The organism is Corynebacterium pacaense (assembly GCF_900169525.1).
Lineage (GTDB): Bacteria > Actinomycetota > Actinomycetes > Mycobacteriales > Mycobacteriaceae > Corynebacterium > Corynebacterium pacaense.
This window is the reverse complement of record NZ_LT821239.1, coordinates 349,075-374,040: the sequence shown is the minus strand read 5'-3', so window position 1 is coordinate 374,040 and position 24,966 is coordinate 349,075. Positions and strand designations below refer to the sequence as shown.

The window sequence follows — 24,966 nt, the reverse complement described above, 5'->3', positions numbered from 1 at the left end:
AAGAGCCAGTTATCCGCAGAGCACGTCGTTTGTTACATCGAGGCGGAGTCAGCGTCCCGACAACGCAGCATCGATCGCTTCCGCCGCGGTGCGGTGGATGAAAGTGAAGCCGGAGTCGGTGAGGGCGGTGGGTAGGACGTGGGCGTCGGCAAGCAGCAGGGAGTCCGCGGCCTGCCTGCTCAGCACCGCCCGCAGGGCCCAGGCCGGCACCGGGAGCAGAAACGGCCGGTGGAGCCTGTGCGCGAGGTAGCGTCCCGTCTCATTGGCGGTCACCGCCTCCGGGCCGACGAGGTTGACGGGGCCGTCGATTCCCTCATCGATGATATGCCGGATGGCGCGGACCTCATCGGTGAGCGAGATCCACGGCCAGTACTGCTGACCGGAGCCGAGCGGCCCGGCGAGTCCGAACCTCGTCAGCGGTATCAACGGTTTGAGCAGCGCCCGCCTGTGGAGCAGCGGAGCGGTGCGCAGCAGGGACACCGGGCCCGGCGCGCCCTGTGCCGCGCGTTCCCACGCGATGCACACGTCGGCGAGGAAGGTGTCACCGGCGACGGTGGACTCCGAGATGGTCTCCCCCGGGAGGCTCCCGTAGAAGCCGACCGCGGAGGCGGAAACGAGCCGGGGTGCGTCGGCTCCCAGCTTCTTCAGGGCGTTGACCAGTGTGTTCGTGGGTTGAAGTCGCGACGATAGCAGGGTTTTCCGGTACGACGGTATCCACGGAAGCCGGGAAATGGAGGCACCGTTGAGGTTGATCACCGCCTGCGCACCGACCAGTTCCTCGGCGTCCAGCTGTCCCTCCGCCGGATTCCAATACACCTCGCCCCGGGTTTCAGGAGTGTGCCTTACCAGTGTTTTCACCGCCACACCGTCCGCGGCGAAGGATTTGACCAGCGCGGTACCGATGAGGCCGGACGCCCCGGAAATGACGATCGTTCTATCAGCCATGGTGAGGATTCCTTTCAGAGTGTGGCCCCAGCATAGGGGCACCCCGACGATCCCCGCCTTTCGACGCCCCGCCACAGCACCTTCCGGGTCTCGACTCATTCGGGTGGTCGTGGCACCGCCTTGTCACAAAGTCCGTACAACACCCGTTTCGGCTCCGCCTTTTCCCAGGACGCGGGAGCAGGGCACGCAGTTTGTTACGGGGCACCCGTCCCGGGGTCCTGGAAGACGAAGGTATCCAGAAACGTCGCGGCGCGCTGCGAGGAGGGGGCGGTGAAGAAGCGCTCGGGTGTGTCGATCTCCACGATCCTCCCGGCATCCATGAATACCACGCGGTCGGCGATGGCGCGGGCGAAGCCCATCTCGTGGGTGACAATGAGCATGGTCATGCCCTCGCGCGCCAGCTCCAGCACCACGTCGAGGACCTCGCGGACCATCTCGGGGTCGAGGGAGGCGGTGATTTCGTCGAGAAGCAGGACCTCGGGGTTCATCATCAGCGCGCGCACGATGGCGATGCGCTGCTTCTGCCCGCCGGAGAGCTGGTGGGGTTTGGAATCTGCGCGGTCGAGCAGGCCGACACGGGTGAGGAGTTTCTCCGCCTGCGCCCGCGCAGTTGCCTTGTCCCTATGCGTAACGACGGTCGGCCCCAGCAGCAGGTTACCCATCACACTCAGGTGCGGGAACAGCTCGTAGGACTGGAACACCATGCCGATGCGCTGGCGCACCTGCTCCCACTTCGTGCCGCGGACGTTGAGCTTGTCGCCGTGGAAGGTAATCGACCCGCCCTGGATATCCTCGAGCCCGTTGACGGTGCGCAGCAGGGTGGATTTGCCACAGCCGGAGGGTCCGATCACGGCGATGACCTCGGAGCGTTGCACGCTCAGCGAGACATCCTTGAGTGCCTTCACCCCGGTCGGGTAGATCTTCTCCACGCTCTCAAGCGTCAGAATCGGCTCACTCATGCCAGTTTCCATTTCCTTTCGAGTTGCCTGGAGAACCAGGAGATGGGGAAGCACACGATGAAGTACAGCGCGAACACGGCACCGTAGACCCAGAGGGCGGCGTCGGGGTAGTCGAAGCGGTTGGCGTCGATAATGCTCTGCCCCACCTTGAGCACCTCAATGACCCCGATGAGCACCACCAGGGAGGTGGTTTTGATCATGCGGGTGCTCAGGTTGACCACATTGGGTACCAGTGAGCGCACGGCCTGCGGCACCACCACATAGCGGGCTATTTGGAGTTTGTTCATGCCGATCGCCATGGCCGACTGGTACTGGTGCTGCGGGACGGCCTGGAGGGCTCCGCGGGTGAGATCACCCATCTCCGCGGTACCCCACAGCGTGAACACGATCACCGCAGCCATCTCACCGGAGAGATTGACCCCGAGCAGCGTGGCGGAATCGAAGAACACCACGAACAGCAGCACCAGGGGAGGCATCACACGGATGAAGTCGAGGTAGATCCTGGTGATCACCCTGACCACGATGCTCCGGCTCGTCATGATCACGCCCAGGGCCAGGCCGAGAACCACGGAGAACGCCATCGCGATGAGCGCGATCCGCACGCTCACCCACAGTCCCGCGAGCAGGCGGATGAAGTTCGAGCCCTGAAAGAGGACGGCGTACCCGGGTTCCGCGGCGGCGAGAAGGAACTGACTACTGTCCAAGATAGACATTGCGCACCTTCTTTTCGGCCAGCGCCGCGAGCAGCGAGATGGGCAGGAGAATCACCAGGTAGAAGAGGACGAGCACCACGAGAGCCTCCGAGGTGGTGTAGTCATTTCCGATCTGTTCCTTGGCCACATAGACGAGATCCGGAAGCGCGAGAATTGAGAACACGGATGTTTCCTTGATCAGGAAGATCACGTTCGCGGTCAGCGCGGGGATGGCGTAGGAGAAGGCCTGCGGGAACAGCACATGGCGCATGATCTGACCGCGGTTGAAGCCGAGCGCCTGCGCACTCTGGGACTGGATCGGTGCGATCTGCTCGAACCCGGAGCGGAACGCCTCCGACATGTAGGAACCGCCGAGAAAGGCGAGTCCGATATAGGCACAGGCTTCCGCGCTGAGCACCACCCCCAGTTTCGGCAGGCCGAAGTAGAGGAAGAACAGCTGCACCAGCAGCGGGGTGTTGCGCGACAACTCGATGTAGGCGGCGACCACCTGACGCAGCACCGGGATATGGAAGACCTGAATGATCGCGCAGGTCAGACCGACCGTAAGCGCGAGCACGATGCCCACCGCCCCGATGCGCAGCGTCAGCAGGGCCGCTTCGCCGTAGACCGGCAGCGATTCCACAATCACCGCATAGTCCATGAGACTCCTTTTGTCCTGGGGTGGAAAGGGAAACGCGCCCGCTTATGGAAGCATCCATAGGCGGGCGCCGTATCCGCAGGTCTACAGCTTGCCGCCCTCAACCACGAGTTCATCGGCGGAGATGTCGGTGCCATAGACGGGCTCGAGCGTCTGCTCGAAGTCCTTATGGAAGAACTGCTCACCGGCCAGGTCGGTCAGCTGGTTGTTGAGCCATTCCAGGAGGGTGGAGTTGCCCTTGGCCACGGCGGCGGCGATGGTGTCCTGGTCGCCGAGGGAGGTGATCCCGGTGGAGAAGCCCTCCTGGGCGCCGGTCCAGGCGAGTGCCTCGGTGTTGTCGGTGACCCAGGCGTCGGCGCGGCCGTCGAGAAGCGAGTTGGTGACCTCGGTGTACTGCTCGAACTTCTGCACCTTCGCATCGGGGTAGTTCGCCTCGATGAAGGTGTCGGCGGTGGTGCCCTTGACCACGACGATGCTGGCGTCCTTCAACTGCTCCGGGTCGGTGATCTCCCTGTCACTCGGTGATGCCACGCCGAGGGAAACCTTCATGTACGGGTTGACGAAGTCGACCTTCTCCTTCCTCTCCGGGGTGACGGTGAAGTTGGCAAGGATGATGTCCACCTTGCCGGATTCGAGGAATTCCACGCGCGAGGCGGCCTCGACGGGAACGTACTCGACCTCGACGCCGAGGTCCTCGCCGATGCGGTCGCCGTAGACGATGTCGTATCCGGTGTAGTCGCCGCTGCTGTCGATGGACCCGAAGGGTGCCTTGTCCGCGAAGACACCGATGCGGACGGTGCCGGATTCCTTGATCTCATCGACGGTGCGGCCGACCTCGGAGGCCGCCGTGGTCTCCGAGGAGGTGCCGGAGCTCGCGGTATCGCTGGAGGAGCAGCCCGCAACCGCCAGCGATACGGCGGCGAGAACGCCCGCGATCATGGTGCTGCGCTTCTTCCAGGATGCGCGGTGGGTTCCGAAAAGGCTCATGGGTGATTCTCCCTGGGTTCATGGTGATGCTCTGTGCCCTGAGATGGACCGAGCAGTTGCTAGACCAAGATGTCTAGAAATACCGTACCGTGCGGTTGGTGTTTCCGGGTAGTTTCTGTAAAAAATCCTGTCGACACCCCGCCCTCGGCCGCGAGTTGTTGAAGAGTTGTTTCAAACAACTTTTTATAACTATGCGTATTCTGCGGTCTCGTTCTGCCGAAGGCACCTTCTCACTTGCCTTACACCAGCCACATCGTTCCGACATTTCCACAGGACGGGATCGCAAACGACAATGTAGTTTGTTAGAGAAGCCCCCACCTGGCGCGAAGTTGTTGAAGAGTTGTTGTGGCGGTACCCGACGTAGTCGCTGAACTCACATCACACCAACAGGCTTAGTTCCCCAAACGAAAAGGACTGTAATGATAACGATCAACGACGTCGCTCACACGTTGCGGACGGCACACCCCAGAGACCCCCGACAGCGAAATCTCAGCGTGCGCCAGGAGCCGGACGGGTTGAGTTGAGGCAGATTCTCGATCTAACGCGACTGACAACGGAAGAAGAGAGCCGGGAGGAATACCTCGGGGTCGTGACTAAGCAGCTTCTTCAGGAAGAACTGGAGGACGAGGAATTGGACAGCCCTCACTATCAGGCAATCTCGACAGAGAACGGATGGAGGGAACGACCACAGGACTTCCAGATCAGCTACGAGGCCGAGCGCATAGTGAAGGAGCTGTGGATGGAGGAGTCGCAGCGAATCCGAGAAATCCCAAGCCGATCTCGTCTTCAGTGAGGACAGCTCAGATGCCTTCACCATTCACTTCGTACCGGGTGCCGCGCCTCCCTCGTCCTCCCATCATGGATACAAGGTTGGCGTCGATAAGCTGTCCGAGTGCGTAACGCACCTGCCCCTCGGAGAGTTCGGTGTTGTTTGTCATACGTAGAACAGTGTCATTTCCCGCCGTGATCGACCGATAAACAGCCTCCGTGTTCGGACCCAGCGCACGGACATCCGCCATCGTGAGTGCTTCCACTGTCGGCTCAGTTTCCCGCGGTGGTTCGCGATCGGAGACTAACCGCAATTCTCCGTCAGTTTCATCAACAAGCCCCGCCCGGATCATTTCTTCAATGTCTCGAAATACATCCTGAGGTGCAACGCGGATGAACTCCTTCACCGCCTTGGATCTCGCCCAGGTTTCGCCTCGAAACAGCCCCACGAGGATTTCCTTCTTAATCCATGACAGTGGACCGGGAATCGTACGCAGCCACTCCTGTTCTTCCCCATCGTATCGGTTCGCGCGAAGGAGATTCACAGTGAACGCCACACCATTATCAAAGAACAGCGGATCCGGCTTTCCAGCCATGCGCATCGCGTGATAAACCTCCTGGATGCCACCGCCCTCACCCTCAATAATGGGGCGACCGTCCGATGTTTCAAGTCGCTTTGCGATCTCATAAACCCGCTGGTTTACAGCCACTTTGGCCAGGTCAGATGACTCCAGCTGGGCAATGGATAATCCTTTCAATCCACCCGGACTCTTGATGATGAGCCGATCATGAAGTACTCGGATTTCCACTCGCTTACCTGCATCGACAGTGTTTGGGCCCAAATCTCGGTGCACGAATGCGTTGGCCAATATCTCGCGTACCGCCGACATCGGGAATTCAGGGCGGGATTCCATATGCCCGTCCGCGCTGTACGCACGTTCCTCAGATATATTGTCCCGAACCCAATCCATTGTCTCCTCCAACAGGAGAGGAACCGGGCCTCCGAAGTCCCTCAGATTCCTGGTGCGCACCCCGAGATCATTGTGGGGAACCCTCACCGCAGCCGTTGCCGCGAGTGAAGGGAATTTTTCCTCCGGCAGATATCCCATGGTGTAAAGCCCGCACATGCGGAGCTGCCCATTACTGTCCGTCACACCAGTGATCTGGAGAAGCTGGCCGTCATCAGCAATTTTGGCGACGCGGTCGTTCTTGCGGCGGGCACTGTTCAGATACTGCTTCAGCAGAGTCGAATCCAGTTCTGCTGCGCTGGTACCAGCCTGAATCTCCATGTCGTAGTGCACATGGTCGTGGGCATGCAGTGCCGCGATTTCGATCATTCGAAGGTCATTTTCGTTCATGACGTAGTCTCCGTCGGACTGGCGAAGATACGCCTTATTCTTAAACCGCGCAGGTTTAAACTCAGGAGACAGGGCCGTGACGTCAATGACCAGAACGGTCTTCCCCTCGATCTCAATATGCACAAAAGTGAGAAGAGGAGCCGGCACGATAGCCTGCCGCGTCGTATTGGCAATACGACTTTCCACATTATGAGCATCACTGACACCGGAAACTCGAAAATTCGCGTTCTCCTCAATTCCCAAAAGAAGAGTGCCACCCTCTGGCATATTCGCGAATGCCGCAATAGTCTCAAAAGTATCGTCTTTAGCCCCATTACCTGCGCGTTTGCATTCAATCGCGGTGTTATCGCTTCCGAACCTCCGAAGGTCACGGAGAATCCGGGCTAGAGACTTCGCATTCCAGGTCATGGTTACAATTTACATTCTTCATTCCAACTTTGACTATTTGTTTCCAACTTTGAGTCCCAATTTCACACTTTCGCACTTTCCAACTTTCACTATTTCGCCATGTTTACACCCCCCAATTGCGCCTTTTCGAACACTCCCGCGCGCCCCATAGAATCGGCGTCCACCTCAACCGTTACCCTGTACTCCATGATCACAGGCGCATTAAAGTCCCAGGTGGACAAAATCTGGGATACCTTCTGGTCGGGCGGAATATCAAACCCGATCACGGTGATTGAGCAGTTCACCTATCTGCTGTTTATGAAGCAGCTCGATGACCGCCAGGCCAACAATGATTTCCAGCGCTCCATCGGCGTCGAACCCTCCACCGCCGATATCTTCGACACCGATCACCAGCGCCTTCGCTGGCGCAACCTTATGGAAGTTTCCGATGGAACGCAGCGCCGCGAGCTGATCGTCTCCGAGGTCTTCCCCTTCCTCCGAACGCTCGGCGGCACGGGTTTCGGTCAGCACATGAGCAATGCCAACTTCGGCGTAGAAAGCCCCGCGACCCTGATTAGCGTGATGCGTCAGGTCAACGATCTGTCCTTCGCCAACAAGGACATCACCGGCGATCTCTACGAGTACATGCTCTCCAAAATCGCCACGTCGGGCACGAACGGACAATTCCGAACACCCAGCCACATCATCGATCTCATGGTCGAACTGATGCGCCCCTCCCCCACCCAGCGCGTCATCGATCCGGCGGCAGGTACCGCCGGGTTCCTCGTGGCTGCGGCGGAATGGACCCGCACACGGCACGAGGACGAGCTTTACGACGCCCGCCTCCGCGCACTCTACGAAGCTTCCGGCCTCACCGGATTCGACTTTGACTCCACCATGGTCCGCATCGCGGCCATGAACATGTTCATGCACGGATTCGAGAACCCGAATATCAGCTACCGCGATTCCCTCCAGCAAATCCCCGACGAGGACCGCGAAGCATTCGATCTGGTGCTAGCCAATCCACCGTTCGCAGGCAGCATCGATGAGACCAATCTCGATCCCAGCCTCGCTGGTCTGATCACTTCCAAGAAGACGGAACTGCTGTTCCTCACCCGTTTCCTCACCCTGCTCAAACCCGGTGGTCGACCTGCGGTTATCGTCCCAGAGGGTGTGCTTTTCGGTTCCACCAAGGCCCATAAGCAGCTGCGAAAGCACCTGCTTGATGATCAACGCCTCGACGCCGTGATCAAACTTCCCTCCGGCACCTTCAAGCCGTACTCCGGCGTATCCACTGCCATCCTCTGCTTCACCCGCACCGACCGCGGAGCCACCGATGATGTGTGGTTCTACGAAATCACCGCCGACGGCTTCTCCCTCGATGACAAGCGCACTCCGCTTCTTGGCACCCACCTCCTCGGCCCCACCCCCACCGTCCAAGACAAAAATCCAGAAGATCCTGACGATCACCCCGATCCGGCCACTCTTACCGAGGAACAGCACAAGGCCAACAACCTTCCCGATGTCCTCGCCCGTTGGAACCAGCGCACCACCAGCGAACGCGCCCGAGCCCGCACCGAGCAGTCCTTCACCGTACCTGCCGAGGAGATCAGGGCCGCCGACTACGACTTCTCGATGAACCGCTACAAAGAGATCATTCTCGACGTCGAGGAAACCCGCGACCCCCTCGACATCCTCGCCGAGATCAAAGCACTCGACCGCGAGATCGCTGAAGGGTTGAGCGCGTTGGAGGATATGTTGAAATGAAGGTTAAAGACATACTCGTAGAGTTCAAAGAAAACCCAAGGCTGGGGTCCTCACCGGAAGTACTCACACTGACTGAAAGGAATGGATTTGTTAGACAATCTGACCGTTTCAATAAGCGGTTGGCTACAGAAGACACAAGCAAATATAAACTCATCCATCAAGACGAGTTTGCCTTTAATCCCTATCTTCTTTGGGCTGGAGCAATTGCAAGAAACTGCGAGTTCATTGAAGGTGTGATTTCTCCGCTTTATCCAACTTTTAGAGTTAAATCAGGGCTAGATCCCGCTTTCGCACAGCATTTCTTGCTGAGCCCCCAAATGATCGCCAAGTACGACTCCATTGCGTTTGGCTCTGTACCACGAAGGCGGAGAAGTTCAGTACAGAACTTCTTAAACCTTAGTATCCCCGCACTCCCCCCACTCGCCGAGCAGCGGCGGATCGCGGAGATCTTAGATCTCAACCATCGAATTTCAAGTAGTCTCGACCAGGAAATATCTAGGCTCGATGAGCTTGAGAAATTTTCGTACTTGAAGTCTTTCGGTAACGACCCGACTACAACAACGACTCAGGAAGTTGCTGCTCAAGGCAAGGGCTCGATTCGCACTGGTCCGTTTGGAAGTCAGCTTAGGCACGATGAATTCGTCTCGGAGGGGATCGCCGTGCTGGGCTTAGACAATGTCGTTGCCAATAGATTCCAGTGGGTTAAACAACGATTCATAACTCCTGAGAAATACGACGAACTCAGGCGATACAAGGTGACTCCTGGAGACGTCCTAGTTTCAATAATGGGTACCACCGGACGTTGCGCGATCGTCCCTGACAACATCCCGACAACGATCAATACCAAGCATATTTGTGCCATTACAACAGATCATTGCCGCATTCTTCCCGAGTTCCTTCGAGCTTCCTTCCTCTGGCATCCTTCGGTTCGCCAGAGCCTCATGCAACAGACCAAAGGAGCAGTGATGGCTGGGCTGAACATGGGGATCATCAAGAAACTTCCCTTGCCAGCTCCCGAAATGTCTAGGCAGTTAGAGTGGGTCAACTCACTAAGATCAATAGAAGTCCTGAGGCAGGAATTATCCAAGAAACAAGCCCTTTGTCTTGAGCTTTCAACATCGCTAAAGGCACGTGCGTTTCAAGGATCTCTTTCGGGATTCTTAAGTTCGTCTCCAGCTTCGGTTGCGTGAGCCAATTGCCCGCTAGCGATCCCAGTTCTCTCGAATACATCCTGAAAGCTGTAACTCGGCGTGCCAGGGGCGTCGATAAGCAGCGATCACTCAAACGCCTCCGAGCAACCCCGCTACAATCAACTCAGATACCCTCGCCACCAGCACCGGAGCACCCATGACCACAGCGACACCGCAGACCAACTTCGCGTTCGTGGGCCGGGTATGGCCGGCACTGCTCTACGATTGCCGCGAGGCCGAGCGCAATGCGCTGTCGAACCCGGTGGCGTCCTGCTTCTTCTCCCGGCGCGTCCTCGAACGGGTTGTCCGCCACATCTGCGAGTTCCGCAACCTCGATGAGGCAAGCGACACCAGCCTGTTCGCCCTCCTCCAGGACCGCCGCTTCACGGCCATCGCAACGACAATGCAACTGGACAAAATGCACTTCATCCGGCTGCGCGGCAACGCCGCCGTCCATGGCACCGAACCGATTTCGCGGCAGGTGTCGGTGCGGGTGCTCATGCAGCTTTTCGACGTCCTCAGCTGGGCCACGCCCACATCAACGCCCATCACCCGAGTGCAGGTGAAAAAGCTCGCCGCCGACCTTGAAGCCAAGGATGCAGAGCTAAACAAGACCGCACTGCTGCTCAGCGACGTCGAACAGCAACACCTCGACCAAGCCGAGAAGCACGCCAAGGAACGCGCCGCCTTCGCCGCCCGCAACGCACAGGCCGAAGAGGAAAAGGCCGCCACCGAGGCCGAACTGCTCGCAGCGCAGGAGGAACTTCGACGCATCAGCGCGGAGCGCGACGCTGAAATCGACCGCCTCCGCACTCAACTCCGCGACGAACTAGCCGCCCGTACCGGCGCTGGTACCAAACCGGCGCTGCCTCCGACTATCAGTGAAGCGGACACCCGGCGCGATCTCATCGACCCGATGCTCGCCGCCGCAAGTTTCCACCTCGGCCGCAATGTCACGGCTGAATACCGAGTCCAGGGCATGCCCATTTCCGCAAGCACCCGCAGCGGTACCGGCTACGTGGACTATGTGCTGTGGGACGATGATGGAAAGCCATTAGCCGTCGTCGAAGCCAAGAAATCCAGTGCGAACCTCAGCGACGGTGCCGTCCAAGCCCGGCTCTACGCGGACGCCATCGAGGCTGCATGCGGCCAACGCCCGATCATCTTCTGCACCAACGGCTACCTCATCGAACTCACCGATGACGCCGCTAATCTCCCCGGAACCGGACGCGGATACCCTCCACGCCAGGTAGAAGGCTATCCCACCGCAGAGAACCTGCGGGCAATGATCAACCGCCGATCCACCAGGGTGCCGCTGGCTACCGCCACCGTCGATCCGTCGATAGCCGGACGTGATTACCAGCAAGAAATGATCCGCAGGGTCACCGAAGCCTTCGAGACACAGCTCAAGCGCCGTGCACTGCTCGTCATGGCCACCGGCACCGGAAAGACCCGTGTGGCCATCGCCACCGCCAAGCTCCTGCGCGAATCGCGGTGGGTGGGCCGTGTGCTCTTCCTCGCGGACCGCACCGCGCTCGTCGATCAAGCGCACGACAACTTCACCGTCCACTACCCCGAATCAGCGCCGGTCAACCTACTCAAAGATCCCGACGGTGTCGGCGAGGTCTACGTGTCCACGTATCAGACCATGATGAGCCTGATCAACGACGACGGAGTGCATCCGGCAAAGTTCCGGCCTTTCGACGTTGACCTCATCATCATCGACGAAGCCCACCGCTCGATCTACCACCGCTTCAAGCGCATCCTCGACTACTTCGACGCCTACGTCCTCGGCCTCACCGCTACCCCGAAAGACGACGTCCACCGCAACACCTACCAGCTTTTCGACATCGACGGCCGCGAACCCACCGGCTCTTACACCCTCCAACAGGCCACCGAGGACAAATTCCTCGTGCCCTACCGCATCTTCGAACAGGACTCCCTCTTCCTGCGCAGCGGAATGCGCTACGAGGACCTCGACCCCGATGACCAGCAGACCTGGGACGATCTCGACTGGGGCTCCGACGAAGACGGCAACCCCCTCGACCCACCAGACGGAGTCTCCCCCGCGGAAATCAACTCCCGCCTCTACAACCGCGACACCATCCGCAAGGTCTTGAATACCCTCATCGAAAAGGGGACCAAAGTGGAGGGCGGGGACCTCCTGGGCAAGACCATCATCTTCGCCCGCACCCAAAAGCATGCCGCGCTGATCAAAGAGGAGTTTGACCAGCATTTCCCCCTCTACTCCGGCAAAGCCGCCTCAGTGATCACCCACTCCACGCGCTATGCCGATGAGGCGCTCAGACTATTCAAGAACCCCACCAGCGGACTCAACATAGCCATCAGCGTCGATATGCTCGACACCGGTGTCGACGTCCCCGAAGTGGTCAACCTTGTCTTCTTCAAACCCGTCTATTCCGCCACAAAATTCTGGCAGATGATGGGACGCGGTACCCGCCTGTGCAAAAACCTTCTCGGCCAGGGGCTACACAAGAAGGATTTTCATGTCCTTGATTTCTGCGGAAATGCGCGCGTCTTCCTCGACGGACAACCCGAAGACGCGGGAGCCGGACGCCAACTTTCCCTCTCAGAAAAGCTCTTCACCAGCCGCGTTGCCCTTATCGCACAGCTCGATCAAGCAGAAGACGGCGATGAGGAGCTTCGCGAAACCCTCTCGACGAACCTGCATGAGCTGGTCAGCCAAATCTCACCCTTCCATATACAGGTTCGCCCCATCGACCGTCCCGTCCTCGAACAATTCCAGCGCGCCGAAGCCTGGGCTCACCTCTCCGACAATGATGCCGAGGCACTCACCGACCACATTGCACACCTCCCCCTGGGCACGATCAAGGAGCAAGAATCAGCCAAGCGTTTCGATCTCCTCATCCTCCAGCTCCAATTAGGACTTTTGAGCCCCGATGGCTCCTGGGAGCAGCACCGCCGGCGCGTCGAGCAGATCGCCGATGAGCTACTGCAGGTCGTCGATACGCTTCCCGACGTCGCCGCTGCAGCATCGACCTTCGAGGCGCTTTTGGACCCCGCATGGTGGGACGGCGTCACCCTCAATGACCTGGAAAAAGTTCGCCGTAGTATCCGCGACCTCGTCGATTTCATCCCGCGCAACAAACGCCAGGTGGTTGTTCTCGACGTCGAGGACGAGTTCAGCGAAATCGCCGAAATTGACCTCCCCACCGCACACGCCGCCGTCGGAATCAATCTCAGCCGCGTCGAAGAGCAGCTGCGCACCGCATTGGCCCTTCACCATGATTCCCTGGCCATGCAGAAACTACGCACCGCCCGACCCCTCACGAATGTCGATGTCGAAGCCCTCGAAACCATGATCGCGCAGGTAGGCCTCGAAGGAGTTGATGAAGTGCGTCTCAGCCTCGGCGGCGACACGATCCCCGCCTTCATCCGTCGCCTTGTCGGACTGGATGAAGATGCGATGCGCTCCGAATTCGCGGACCTCCTTGAAGGCTCCACACTCACCGCCAACCAAATCGGCTACATTCGCCACCTGGTCAAGGTTCTCGCGCGCAACGGAGGGGTCTCTTTGCAGGAGGCCTTCAATGATTCATTCTCCCGCTATGGCAGGGTCACTGAGGTCTTCCATAACAACGCCGCCGTCGTGATTGACCTCAAGAGCAGGTTGGAGAGGATCAACTCTGTAGTGGAGGTGGGGTGAACACTTCCTCAATCTCGGCTCTGATCACCGAGGTAGGGCGGTACATTTGTGCCATCTCACCCACGCGCCCCGATCGGGAAAAGCGAAACCTGTCACGAAAATAGGAGACCAATCGATCATTGCACCCACCTCCCCCGGCATGTGGCACGATAATTCAGCCCCCGCGATAAAAAAGCCGAGGCTAGTACTAGTATCGATTTGCTACCCACGACTATTTCAGAATTGGTGCCCGGGGGGATGTGAACTGACTGGTTCCTCCACGCGCATAGGATCGCGAATCGGCGTTCTGCCGCATGATTCCGCGGTTGCAGAGAGGCCAGCCTGTGGATGACTCCACGGCGATACTCGCACCTGCGCGGTCGGTAGCACATGACTTAGCACATGAAACGCCGTACGCACCCGGTTTGATTGGCGATTAATGGTCCGCCTCAGAGTCGGGGTCGATGCGAAGCGGTGTCCAGCCGACCGGTATGGGGCCGCCCACTCTCGACCGCTTCTCGTCTGCCTGTTGCGACCACCCTCGTCCGGCATCGTCGGCAGTTTCTCCCGCTGAACCTTGAGCGAGTCGGAAGCCGACGTCGTCCAACCGCGCACCGGCCATGCTCCCGCACCGGCCATGCTCCCGCGCCGCATAAAAGCGCGAACGCTCCAGTGTTTATCAGCCCAGCCACCGGTAACCCGGTTAACCAACCTCCCCGGTCAGTACAGCTAGCGGGGTCGGCAAAGTCCCAGAACCACTCCCAGACGTTGCTGAGCATGTCGTATAAGCCAAAGGCATTGGGCTGTTTGCGTCCAGTCAGCTGCGGACCGCTCACCGCGTCGTCGTCAGTCCAGGCGATATCCGGGAGTGGGGCGTAGTGCGGACCGCTTGTTCCTGCGTGGCATGCCCATTCCCACTCCGCTTCGGTCGGAAGCCGGAACCCGTCAGCCCTCACGTCCCAGCGCACACGGGCATCATCGATGTCGTATGCAGGAGTGAGCGATAGCGCGATGGACAGTGTGTTGCACCAGCTCACACCATCGAGCCGGGAGACGGAATGCGCAGGCAGCAGAGGCCGTAACCAACCCGGAAAGCGGGGCAGATACGTCGTATCCCGCTCGATTACGAACTCGCCAGGCCGGAAGGCGAGGCCCTACAGTGGGCGCGCACCGCGCAGGGTGCTCGGGCGGAGATTGCCGAATTCCAAGCGCTCCCGCCCGAGCAGGCAGCAGCCCGTATCCGGTAGGCAGCGCACCGAAGCAGCCGCCGCACGTACGGCGCAAGAGCAAGCACTGGCGGTCCGTGCCGAGCAGATGCGGGAGGGGTTCGCGCAAAGGAAGGCGGAGCGCCGACGCTCCGGCCCGCAATGCGGTGGCTCGGCGCTGTGCTTGTGAGCGGTGTCAGTCGGTGTCGTCGCGGAGGAGGGTTTCGTAGTCGCGACCGCCATAGAAGACCCGTGAATCTCGACCGTCTCCTCGGTCACGGCGAAGGCGATGACCACGCGGTGGCGAAATCCGATCGTCCGCAACCCTGGCCGCAGATCATCCCGCACCACACCCACCAGCGGGAGCATCGCAAGGCTGTCGCAGTAGTCGAAGATCGCCGTCACATATCCCTCGGCCCGATCTGGGAAGCCGGACTGCTCCGCTATCCAGAGATACAGATCGGTGAGTTGCCCGCTGGCGCGGGGCGGGTAGACGACAGTGCGGGTCACGATCCGCTTTCAGCCAGCCGCTCCCGATGCACACGGGCAAGATACGCCAGCATGTCCTCCGAGCTGATCGCCTGCGAGGGGTCAGCTCTCAGCTCGTCAAAGGAGGCGACGACCTCGGAGCGCAGCCAGGTCTCTACCGCGTCCTCGCGAGCGAACAGAGCGCGCAGGCCATCGCGGACGACCTCACTCTCACTCGCATACGCGCCAGAGGCGACGCGCTCCTTCAACGCCTCGGCCATGTTGTTCGGGAGAGTGATGCTGAGTTGCTTCGTGGTCCGCATGATGAGTCCTCACTTCCAGTAGGACTCAATCCTACTCTTTATCGCCGGTCCCGTACAGCTCTTCATCTATCCCTCACGAAGATCGGGAGCGAAGTACTTCTTGGCTTGTGGAGCTGTTGCCATGGCACCGCTCCAAGTCCAAGCGCTTGCCAGCCGCGTGCGAGAATCTGAGCATGGAGGCAGAGTTTGAGATCGGCGCGGTACCGCCTATCGATGACCCAGATCTCGAGAGCTTCTGGGAAAGATTCCTCCAGGAATCCAAGGAGGCTGAGGTGATCGCCCACGTGATTCATGAGGTCCTCACCCGCAGTTACAGATACACCACACCAAAGGACGCAACCACGCGAGAAAACCGGAGAGCCCACATTTCTTATAATGTGGAGTCTCCGGCCAGTAATGCTTTTAAAAAAAACTGTGGTGCCCGGGGGGGGACTTGAACCCCCACGCCCTTGCGGACACTGGCACCTGAAGCCAGCGCGTCTGCCATTCCGCCACCCGGGCTGTACGCATGTGCGACTTGTTAAAGATAACACGCACACCCCGGTGAGCTCCAAATTCGCAGGCTAACCATCCTTTTGCCATGCACAACGAACGGGTAAAGTTTGGCTGTGTCAGTTCGGTAATGCTGCATGCACCCCTATAATGACCCTATCGTGCGCTGAGTCCGCAGCTGACCGCGTGACTTTTTTTAGTCACATGGCGGGACAAAGGCATGCCCCTGGGCGTTTTCGCTTATGGAACACCAATGAATTTCTAAAGGAGGTCGCGTCCAAATGGCTGGTTCCGGTCGTGTGGCCAATGCGCTGAACAGTCTGGCGAAGCTGGACAGTTCCCTGCAGCGCGGCCTCGACAATGCACTGGCCTTCGTTTTCGGTGGCCGACTTGTCCCGGCCGAGCTTGAGGAACTGCTCAAGCAGGAGGCGGAGGACAATGTGGTGCACACCGCGGATGGCTATGTAGAGGCGCCAAACGTGTTCAAGATCTCGGTGAGCCCGAAGGATTTTTCCAATCTCCTGGATAAACATCCGGCTTTGGCGAGTGGTTTCGCAGATCAGATGACGAGATTTTGCAGGAATAGTGACTGGTCCCTGGCCGGCCCGGTTATTGTGCTGATCGCCGAGGATTCGGCACGGCACACGGGTCAGTTGAAGTCGGTGTCGGAGAAGGATCCGGACCCTGAGTTGAACAGTGGCTTCCTGCCTTTGGAAGGCGATGGCGTTGTGGCTGTTGCAGAAAGTGAGTCGAGAAACATGTCCGATTACTCCGGCACCGAGTTCCTACCCGCGCAGACGGCCTCGCGCCCGCTGGCGCAGGGTGTTCCGCAGTCCCAGGTGGATGCGGTGAGGGGGGCCACCACCACCCATGCCGGCCCGACCGTGACTCTGCTTCTGCAGGACGGTTCCAGCCGTTCCTACGTGGTCCAGGAGGGATCCAATATCATCGGCCGTTCCAATGATGCGGATCTGCGGCTGCCGGACACGGGGGTGTCGCGTCAGCACTGTGAGATCACCTGGGATGGCAGGGATGCGATCCTGGTTGATCTGAAGTCGACCAATGGCACGACGGTCAATGACACCCCGGTGGAGAACTGGCTGCTCGCTGATGGTGATGTGATCACGGTGGGCCATTCCAACATTGAAGTTCGTATCGTCAACCCGAGGAGCTAGATATGGATTCCCTCGTACTCCTGGGTTTGCGGGTCGTGGTGCTCGTGGTGTTGTGGTTTTTCGTGCTGCTGGCACTGCGTGCCATGCGTGCGGACCTCAGGGTCGGCGCGGGTGTGGCGTCGACAAGCTCGGTCGCTGCGCCCCAGGGTCTGGCGCGTGCCCTCAACCGCGGCACCCAGCCGCGTCTTCTGACCGTCGTGGAGGGTCCCGCCAAGGGCTCCTCGATTGAGGTCCAGGACGAGATGGTGCTCGGCCGCAGCCCCGACTGCACCTTCGTCGTCGGCGACGACTACGCCTCCGGCAGGCACGCGCGCGTGTTCAAGCGTGGCTCCGAGTGGTTCGTGGAGGATCTCGATTCCCGCAACGGCACCTTCGTCGGTGGTGTCCGGATCGATCAGCCCGAGGCGGTCGGAGTGGGCACCGACATCCGGATTGGTCGAACGACAGTGAGGCTTGTTCCCTGATGCTGAAACTTAAATATGCGGTGGCATCCGACCGCGGTCTGGTGCGCGGGAACAATGAGGATTCCGCTTACGCGGGTCCCCACCTTCTCGCCCTGGCCGACGGGATGGGCGGTCACGCGGCGGGTGAAATTGCGTCCCAGCTGATGATCACCCACATGCGTGACCTGGATGTGAATCCGGGCGACAATGACATGCTCGCCCTGATGGGTATGGTGGCCGCCGAGGCCAATGCCGCGATCGCCGAGGGCATCCGCGAGGATGCCGCCCGCGACGGCATGGGAACGACCCTGACCGCCTTCATGTTCAACGGCCGTGAACTCGGCCTGTGCCACGTCGGTGATTCCCGCGGCTACCTGCTGCGCGAGGGCACCCTCACGCAGGTCACCGTGGACGATACCTTCGTGCAGTCGCTGGTGGACAAGGGTGAGCTCGATCCGGAGGAGGTCTCCACCCACCCCCAGCGCTCGCTGATCCTCAAGGCCTACACCGGCCACCCGGTCGACCCCACGCTCACGCTTTTCGACGCCCACCCCGGCGACCGGCTGCTGCTGTGCTCGGACGGACTGTCCGATCCGGTCACCCACTCCACGATCGAGGAGACCCTGAAGGTGGGCACCCCGGCCGAGGCGGCGAAGAGACTGGTTGATCTGGCGCTGCGTTCGGGCGGACCGGACAACGTCACCGTCGTCATCGCCGATGTCGTCGAGGCCGGTGCGGATGATTCACCAACCACCGGCCCCCTCACCGCGGGAGCGCTCAACGGCGAACAGCCCGAGGATCCCCGCCCCGACACCTCCGCCGGACGTGCCGCGGCCATCTCCCGCGAGCCGAAGAAGATTGAACCCCAGGTTCAGGATCCACCGCCTCCGCAGAAATCGGGCAGACTTGCGGTCCTGATAGTAGCCCTGATCCTCCTCATCGGTCTCGTCACCGCAGGATGGTGGGGCTATTCCCGTATTAACGGCACGTTCTTCGTGGCCTCGGGTGACAGGGATGTGCTGACGGTGGAACAGGGCGTGGATGTCCGCATCTTCGGACGCGATCTCCACTCCTCCTACCAGGTGGCCTGCCTGAACCGGGAGGGTGCGCTGTCACTGCACGAGCAGTGCGGCGATATCCCGGAGTTCACCCTCGGTGACCTCCCCGCATCCGTGCGCAGCAGCGTCGATGGCCTGCCCTCGGGGTCCTATGACGAGGTGCAGGCGCAGATGCAGCGTCTGGCTGCGCAGGCCCTGCCGGTCTGTGTCACCCGTGTCGGCGACGCGGAACCGACGGGCGGAGACAGAAGTGAACCAGGAGTCAACTGCAGGGAGGTGTCATGAGTTTTCTTCAGAAGCTGTCATTGCGCAGAAAGGAAATGTGGCTGCTGGTCCTGGCGACCATCGTCGTCGCGGTGATGCTGGTCAACCTCGAGTTGGCGCAGGGCAATGAGCTCGACATCAACATCGTCATCCTGATTGGTGGCTTCATGGCGGTTTTCACCATCGCCCATGTGTCCATGTGCATTTTCGCTCCCTACGCCGATCAGATCATGCTTCCGGTGGCCGCCACGCTCAATGGCATCGGATTGATCATGATCTACCGTCTCGACCTGGCCACGGGTTACTCCACCGTCAACAGCCAATTGATGTGGACCCTGGTGGGAGTGTGCCTGATGGTGGCGGTGCTTGTGCTCCTGCCTGATCACACCGCGCTCTCGCGCTATTCCTACCTGCTCGGCCTCGTCGGCCTGGTGCTGCTGGCGCTGCCGCTGGTCTGGCCCGCCTCGGGTGTCAATGCCGACGCCCGCATCTGGATCACCCTCGGCCCCTTCTCAGTGCAGCCGGGCGAGTTCTCCAAGATCCTGCTGCTACTGTTCTTCGCGCAGCTACTGGCCAGCAAACGGGCACTGTTCACCGTCGCCGGCTACCGCTTCCTCGGCATGGATCTGCCACGTCTGCGCGACCTCGCCCCGATACTGGTGGTGTGGATCCTGGCCATCCTGATCATGGCCGGTGAGAATGACTTCGGTCCCGCCCTCCTGCTGTTCACCACGGTTCTGGTCATGCTCTATCTGGCCACAGGGAAGGGATCCTGGCTGTTCATCGGAGCCATTCTGGTGTCGGTCGGGGCGGTCGCGGTCTATCAGGTCTCCGACAAGATCCAGGAGCGCGTGCAGAACTTCCTCGACCCGGTGGCGCACTATGATTCCACCGGTTACCAGCTCTCCCAGGCCTTGTTCGGGATGAGCTGGGGAGGAATCACCGGCACCGGCCTGGGCCAGGGCTACCCGAATATGGTGCCCGTCGCTCATTCCGATTTCATTCTCGCCGCCATCGGCGAGGAGCTCGGACTGATCGGACTGGCCGCGATCATCGTCCTGTTCGCGGTGTTTGTCACCCGGGGCATGCGGACCGCCATGGATACCCGCGACAGCTATGGAAAGCTCGTGGCGTCGGGGTTGTCCATCACCATCATGATCCAGGTATTCGTGGTGGTCGCCGGCATCTCAGCGCTCATGCCGATGACCGGCCTGACCACGCCTTTCATGTCCCAGGGCGGGTCCTCCCTGATGGCCAACTACATTCTGCTCGGCATCATCCTGCGGATATCCAACAGTGCACGACGGCCCGTAATAACGAAAGCGCAGGTGGAGGCATGAACAAGTCAATCAAATTCGCATCCAGCTTCGCACTTCTCCTGGTGATGGTCCTGCTGGCCAACCTCACCTGGATCCAGGGATTCCGCGAGGACGACCTGGCCAACAACCCCCTCAACGGGCGCGCCTTCCTGGAGATGAAGTCCACCCCGCGCGGACAGATCTCCGCCGGTGGGCAGGTCCTCGCCGAATCATTCCAGGACGACGACGGCCTCTACCAGCGCAGGTACATCAGCAGTCCCGAGGCCTTCGGCCCCGTGGTCGGCTATCTCTCCGATATCTACGGCGCCGCGGGTCTCGAGTCCGGATTCAACTCCGTTCTCAACGGCACCGACTCCTCCCTGTTCACCTCGCGGTGGCTCGATGTCATCTCCGGCCAGCCCGCCCGCGGGGCGAACATTGAGTTGACGCTGAACCCCGAGCTGCAGCAGACCGCCTACGACCAGTTGACGCAGAACGGCTACGAGGGTGCCGTGGTGGCGCTTCGTCCGAGCACCGGAGAGGTGCTGGCCATGGCGTCCTCCCCCGGCTTTGACCCGAACGGGATCGTCGATCCGCAGACAGCGGATTCCGCGTGGGGGGACTACACCTCCAACCCGGAGTCACCACTGCTCAACCATGCAACCCAGGAATCACTGCCACCGGGGTCGATCTTCAAGATCATCACCACCGCCGCTGCCCTGGAGCACGGATACTCCGCCAGCACCACCGTGACAGCCGCCTCCGAGGTGACGCTGCCGAACACCAACACCACCCTGACCAACTACGGAGGTCAGGCCTGTGCGGGTGGTGGCACGACCACGTTCCTGACGGCCTTCTCACTGTCGTGCAACACCGCCTTCGTGGAGACCGGAATCGATGTCGGCGTCGATGCGCTGCGCAAGTCCGCAGCCGATTTCGGCGTCGGGCAGACCTACGATCTGGGGATCGACAATGTCCCCGGTGGTCTCGGGACCATTCCCGATGACGCCGCGCTCGGGCAGTCGAGCATCGGACAGCGCGATGTGGAGATGACCGCCCTGCAGGCGGCGATCATGGCGGCCACCGTGTCCAACGGTGGCGTGCGCATGAAGCCCTACCTGGTGTCCCGCGTCACCGGACAGGATCTCAAGGAGCTCAGCTCCACCAAACCCGAGTCGGCCGGGGGCATCGCCCCGGAGATCGCCGGACAGATCACCGAGCTGATGGAATCCTCCGAGCGCAGCACCTACGGCTACTCCGGGGTGCAGATCGCCTCCAAGACAGGCACAGCGGAGCACGGCGATGAGGGCACCCCGCCCCACAACTGGTATGTTGCCTTCTCCAATGATGTCGCCGTCGCTGTTCTGGTCAAGAACGGCGGAGGCTACGGCACCGGTGCAACCGGTGGCCGTGTCTCCGCCCCCATCGGACGCACCGTGCTGCACGCGGCGGGAGGGTAGACGATATGAATGACGACTCCGGAAAAGATCGCCTCCAGGCACTGATCGGAGAGGACTACCGGTTGCAGTGGATCGTCGGCCACGGTGGCATGTCCACCGTGTGGCTGGCCGATGACGTGGTCCATGACCGCGAGGTGGCCATCAAGGTCCTGCGCCCCGAGTTCTCCGACAACGTGGAGTTTCTCAACCGGTTCCGCAACGAGGCCAGTGCCGCCGAGGAGATCCAGTCCGACTACGTGGTGCACACCTATGACTACCGGGAGGTCCCCGATCCGGCGGGTCACACCTTCTGTTTCATCGTTATGGAGTACGTCCGTGGCGAGTCCCTGGCCGACATGCTCGAAAGGGAGGGCACCCTGCCCGAGTCCCTGGCTCTGGATGTGCTGGAACAGGCGGCACACGGTCTGTCTGTGATTCACCGCATGGGTATGGTCCACCGTGACATCAAGCCCGGAAACATGCTCATCACTGCAAACGGCACCGTCAAGATCACCGACTTCGGTATCGCCAAGGCCGCGGCGGCGGTGCCGCTGACCCGCACCGGCATGGTCGTGGGCACCGCCCAGTACGTCTCCCCCGAGCAGGCACAGGGCAAGCCCGTCACCGCCGCCAGCGACATCTATTCACTCGGTGTTGTCGGCTATGAGATGATGGCGGGCCACCGGCCCTTCAACGGTGACTCTTCGGTCTCCGTGGCCATCGCGCACATCAACCAGGCGCCCCCGCAGATGCCGACCTCCATCACCGCGCAGTCGCGTGAACTCATCGGTATCGCGCTGCGCAAGGATCCCGCCAGGCGCTTCCCGGACGGCAACGCCATGGCTCTGGCCGTCGCCGCCGTCCGTGCGGGCCAGCGCCCGCCGCAGCCGCGCACCGCGGCGATGGAGACCGTGGCGGTGGCGCCGTCGCCAAGCGCATCAACCGCGATGCTGGGCAAGGTTGCACGCCCGACCACCGCGGTCAGTCCGGCCCCCGCGCGCAGCAGTTCGGGGATCGGAATCGGGCTGTTCATCGCGGCCCTGTTGGCCATCATCATCGGGGCGGTTATCTACGCCGGGGCGACGGGAATTTTGTTCAACACCGAAACCGGGGAGACCACCACCCCGGAAACGATCACCGAGACCTACACCCCGACCCAGTCATCGACGACCTCCTACCGGCCCGCGCCGACGACGTCCTATCAGCCCCCGCCCCCGACCACGGCGCCCACGACATCCGAGCGGACAACGACGAGGAACGAAACAACGCCCCCCTCTCAGCCGAGCACGCCGCAGTCGCAGACCTCTTAAACAACGCCCCCCTCTCAGCCGAGCACGCCGCAGTCGCAGACCTCTTCGCACCTGCAGCCGTCCACCCCCACCCAGACCTCGGTCCCGGCGACCTCGGCCGCCCCCGAGGAGGAACTGATGGACTCGCTCGACCGACTACTTGATGTTGGAGGAAACCAGTGACCTTCGTGATTGCTGATCGCTATGAGCTGGGTGCCAATATCGGCTCCGGCGGCATGAGCGAGGTCTTCGTGGCCACCGATACCCTCATCGGCCGGCAGGTGGCGGTGAAGATGCTCCGCATCGATCTGGCCAAGGATGCCACCTTCCGTGAGCGTTTTCGCAGGGAGGCACAGAACTCCGGGAAGCTGAGCCATCCGTGCATCGTGGCCGTCTTCGATACCGGCGAGGTGGAGCGGGACGGGGTGTCCATTCCCTATATCGTCATGGAACTGGTCAATGGCCGGAATCTGCGCGACATCGTCCGTGAGGATGGTGTGATGACACCGAGCAGGGCCGCGGAGGTGATGATCCCGGTGTGCCAGGCTCTTCAGGCCTCCCATGACGCCGGCATCATCCACCGCGACGTCAAACCCGCGAATATCATGATCACCAACACCGGCGGTGTGAAGGTGATGGACTTCGGCATCGCTCGCGCCCTCGATGACTCGACCTCGGCCATGACGCAGACCTCCGCCGTGATCGGCACGGCACAGTACCTCTCCCCCGAGCAGGCACGCGGCAAGCCCGCCGATGCGCGCTCCGATGTCTACGCCACCGGATGCGTCCTCTACGAGATCCTCACCGGCAGGCCGCCCTTCGAGGGGGAGTCCCCCTTCGCGGTGGCCTATCAGCATGTCCAGGAGGAACCGACACCGCCCTCCGCCTATATCGCCGATCTCACGCCGACGGCGGCGCTGAACGTCGATGCCGTGGTGCTCACCGCGATGGCCAAGCACCCGGCCGATCGTTATCAGACGGCCGCGGAGATGGCCGCGGACCTGGAACTGCTGTCCCGGAACGCGGTCTCGCACGCCGCCCGGACGCACATCGCGGAGGAACCGACGCAGAACCTGACCAAGAGCGTATCGACGCCCCCGCCCGCACCCAGGAACACCGCAGGTCGGCGTCGCCGCTGGCTGGGGGCGCTGGCAGTCATCCTCACCCTCGCGGTCATCGGGATCGCCGGTGCCTTCACCTACGATCTCTCCTCCAACCGCTCAACCACCGTCACCCAGCAGATCCCCGACGTGGTCGGTCTCCGGCAGGACGAGGCGATAGCCCAGCTCCAGGAGCTAGGCTTTGATGTCAGCCTCACCGAGGAACCGAGCCCGGACGTGGCCGACGGCCTGGTTCTACGCACCTCACCGAATGTCGGTTCTGAGGTGCGCAGCGGCGCCACCATCACCCTCACCGTCTCGAGTGGCCGCGAAATGGTTCAGGTCCCGGATGTCACGGGGATGTCGCTGGAGGAGGCAGCCAGCGCACTGGAGGCGGTGGGCCTCAGCCTGAACCAGACCGTTCGGCAGGAGAACTCCGACCAGGTCAGCTCCGGTGCCGTGATCTCGCAGTCACCGGCGCCCGGTGAGCAGGTCAGCGCGGGCACCTCGGTCTCACTGACGGTATCCACCGGGGCTACCCAGGTGAGGGTGCCCGTCATCACCGGAATGCGGTGGACCCAGGCGGAGGGCAACCTCACCTCCCTCGGCTTCGTGCCACGCCTGCAGTACGTGGACAGCCAGGAACCGGAGGGCCAGGTGCTCAGTGTCAGCGACGAGGGAAACCAGATCAACCGCGGTTCGACCGTGAGCGTGCAGATCTCCAATGGGATGCTGGTCAACGCTCCAGATCTGGCCAGGCTGACCACGCAGGAGGCCCTGGCCGCCCTGCGCTCGGCAGGATGGACCGGGCCCGATTCCGCGATGGTGACCGCGGATCCGATCCCCACCGCCGCCCTGGTCGATCAGAACAAGATCGGCTTCCAGAGCCCCGCCCCAGGTTCGGTGTTCAGAAAGGACGCCACGGTGACAGTGAGACTCTATCAATTCGATCTGGGGGCTCTGGTCCCCTCCGGGCCCGCTGGGTAGATGTCACCGGACCGGCTGGTACGTTAAGCTCTAACTATCTATGATTG

General features: G+C 61.1%; 20 protein-coding genes and 1 tRNA gene. 11 read left to right on the top strand and 10 right to left on the bottom strand.

The annotated features are described in order from the left end of the window. Positions 1-48: 48 nt before the first annotated feature. The 5 genes from B7E02_RS01885 to B7E02_RS01865 form a co-directional block, all read right to left on the bottom strand. Positions 49-945, bottom strand: a complete 897-nt coding sequence (locus tag B7E02_RS01885) for a TIGR01777 family oxidoreductase (protein WP_080792428.1) — start codon at positions 943-945, stop codon at positions 49-51. A gap of 194 nt (positions 946-1,139) precedes the next feature. Then, positions 1,140-1,904, bottom strand: coding sequence for an amino acid ABC transporter ATP-binding protein (locus B7E02_RS01880; RefSeq protein WP_143336598.1), 765 nt, complete (start codon positions 1,902-1,904; stop codon positions 1,140-1,142). Beyond that, complete coding sequence (locus B7E02_RS01875; RefSeq protein WP_080792423.1) at positions 1,901-2,617, bottom strand: amino acid ABC transporter permease; 717 nt, start codon at positions 2,615-2,617, stop codon at positions 1,901-1,903. The genes B7E02_RS01880 and B7E02_RS01875 overlap by 4 nt, the downstream gene beginning before the upstream one ends. Then, positions 2,598-3,257: an amino acid ABC transporter permease gene (locus B7E02_RS01870; protein ID WP_080792419.1), complete on the bottom strand. Its 660-nt coding sequence runs from the start codon at positions 3,255-3,257 to the stop codon at positions 2,598-2,600. The genes B7E02_RS01875 and B7E02_RS01870 overlap by 20 nt, the downstream gene beginning before the upstream one ends. 81 nt (positions 3,258-3,338) lie before the next feature. Continuing rightward, entirely contained in the window at positions 3,339-4,241 is a 903-nt protein-coding gene (locus B7E02_RS01865) for a transporter substrate-binding domain-containing protein (protein ID WP_080792415.1), read from the bottom strand. A gap of 520 nt (positions 4,242-4,761) precedes the next feature. On the opposite strand from B7E02_RS01865, the gene B7E02_RS01860 reads away from it, so the two are divergent. Beyond that, positions 4,762-5,034, top strand: coding sequence for a hypothetical protein (locus tag B7E02_RS01860; RefSeq protein ID WP_080792412.1), 273 nt, complete (start codon positions 4,762-4,764; stop codon positions 5,032-5,034). Between the two features lie 7 nt (positions 5,035-5,041). Here the strand turns inward: B7E02_RS01860 and B7E02_RS01855 are convergent, their stop codons facing one another. Continuing rightward, positions 5,042-6,775, bottom strand: coding sequence for an ATP-binding protein (locus B7E02_RS01855; RefSeq protein WP_080792409.1), 1,734 nt, complete (start codon positions 6,773-6,775; stop codon positions 5,042-5,044). Positions 6,776-6,961: 186 nt separating this feature from the next. On the opposite strand from B7E02_RS01855, the gene B7E02_RS01850 reads away from it, so the two are divergent. The 3 genes from B7E02_RS01850 (at position 6,962) to B7E02_RS01840 (ending at position 13,399) form a co-directional block, all read left to right on the top strand. Then, the gene (locus tag B7E02_RS01850) at positions 6,962-8,521 is read left to right on the top strand and encodes a type I restriction-modification system subunit M (protein WP_080792407.1); all 1,560 of its coding nucleotides are present in this window, start codon (positions 6,962-6,964) and stop codon (positions 8,519-8,521) included. Beyond that, positions 8,518-9,711 carry a restriction endonuclease subunit S domain-containing protein gene (locus tag B7E02_RS01845; RefSeq protein WP_218672368.1) on the top strand — a complete coding sequence of 398 codons (1,194 nt, stop codon included), beginning with the start codon at positions 8,518-8,520 and terminating at the stop codon, positions 9,709-9,711. The genes B7E02_RS01850 and B7E02_RS01845 overlap by 4 nt, the downstream gene beginning before the upstream one ends. A 157-nt stretch (positions 9,712-9,868) precedes the next feature. Next, positions 9,869-13,399 carry a DEAD/DEAH box helicase family protein gene (locus tag B7E02_RS01840; protein WP_080792404.1) on the top strand — a complete coding sequence of 1,177 codons (3,531 nt, stop codon included), beginning with the start codon at positions 9,869-9,871 and terminating at the stop codon, positions 13,397-13,399. Positions 13,400-13,827: 428 nt separating this feature from the next. Here B7E02_RS01840 and B7E02_RS14875 read toward each other — a convergent pair whose 3' ends face one another. The 4 genes from B7E02_RS14875 to B7E02_RS01815 form a co-directional block, all read right to left on the bottom strand. After that, positions 13,828-14,448, bottom strand: a complete 621-nt coding sequence (locus tag B7E02_RS14875) for a formylglycine-generating enzyme family protein (RefSeq protein ID WP_425429784.1) — start codon at positions 14,446-14,448, stop codon at positions 13,828-13,830. A gap of 84 nt (positions 14,449-14,532) precedes the next feature. Further along, positions 14,533-15,093 (bottom strand): type II toxin-antitoxin system RelE/ParE family toxin, encoded by a 561-nt coding sequence (locus B7E02_RS14470; protein ID WP_218672366.1) that lies wholly within the window; start codon positions 15,091-15,093, stop codon positions 14,533-14,535. Further along, complete coding sequence (locus tag B7E02_RS01825) at positions 15,090-15,374, bottom strand: ribbon-helix-helix domain-containing protein (protein ID WP_080792399.1); 285 nt, start codon at positions 15,372-15,374, stop codon at positions 15,090-15,092. The genes B7E02_RS14470 and B7E02_RS01825 overlap by 4 nt, the downstream gene beginning before the upstream one ends. Before the next feature lie 415 nt (positions 15,375-15,789). Further along, positions 15,790-15,875 (bottom strand) — tRNA-Leu (locus B7E02_RS01815). 272 nt (positions 15,876-16,147) lie between these two features. On the opposite strand from B7E02_RS01815, the gene B7E02_RS01810 reads away from it, so the two are divergent. From B7E02_RS01810 to pknB, 7 genes are all read left to right on the top strand, one after another. Further along, positions 16,148-17,041: an FHA domain-containing protein gene (locus B7E02_RS01810; protein ID WP_080792393.1), complete on the top strand. Its 894-nt coding sequence runs from the start codon at positions 16,148-16,150 to the stop codon at positions 17,039-17,041. Positions 17,042-17,043: 2 nt separating this feature from the next. Beyond that, positions 17,044-17,505 carry an FHA domain-containing protein FhaB/FipA gene (locus B7E02_RS01805; protein ID WP_080792390.1) on the top strand — a complete coding sequence of 154 codons (462 nt, stop codon included), beginning with the start codon at positions 17,044-17,046 and terminating at the stop codon, positions 17,503-17,505. Next, the gene (locus B7E02_RS01800; protein ID WP_080792386.1) at positions 17,505-18,827 is read left to right on the top strand and encodes a PP2C family protein-serine/threonine phosphatase; all 1,323 of its coding nucleotides are present in this window, start codon (positions 17,505-17,507) and stop codon (positions 18,825-18,827) included. Before B7E02_RS01805 ends, B7E02_RS01800 begins: the two co-directional genes overlap by 1 nt. Continuing rightward, positions 18,824-20,146, top strand: a complete 1,323-nt coding sequence (locus B7E02_RS01795) for an FtsW/RodA/SpoVE family cell cycle protein (protein ID WP_080792384.1) — start codon at positions 18,824-18,826, stop codon at positions 20,144-20,146. Before B7E02_RS01800 ends, B7E02_RS01795 begins: the two co-directional genes overlap by 4 nt. After that, positions 20,143-21,564: a penicillin-binding transpeptidase domain-containing protein gene (locus tag B7E02_RS01790; RefSeq protein ID WP_080792381.1), complete on the top strand. Its 1,422-nt coding sequence runs from the start codon at positions 20,143-20,145 to the stop codon at positions 21,562-21,564. Before B7E02_RS01795 ends, B7E02_RS01790 begins: the two co-directional genes overlap by 4 nt. A 5-nt stretch (positions 21,565-21,569) precedes the next feature. Continuing rightward, positions 21,570-22,853 carry a serine/threonine-protein kinase gene (locus B7E02_RS01785; RefSeq protein WP_245802124.1) on the top strand — a complete coding sequence of 428 codons (1,284 nt, stop codon included), beginning with the start codon at positions 21,570-21,572 and terminating at the stop codon, positions 22,851-22,853. Positions 22,854-23,011: 158 nt separating this feature from the next. Then, positions 23,012-24,919, top strand: coding sequence for a Stk1 family PASTA domain-containing Ser/Thr kinase (gene pknB, locus B7E02_RS01780; protein ID WP_080792375.1), 1,908 nt, complete (start codon positions 23,012-23,014; stop codon positions 24,917-24,919). Positions 24,920-24,966: the final 47 nt, after the last annotated feature.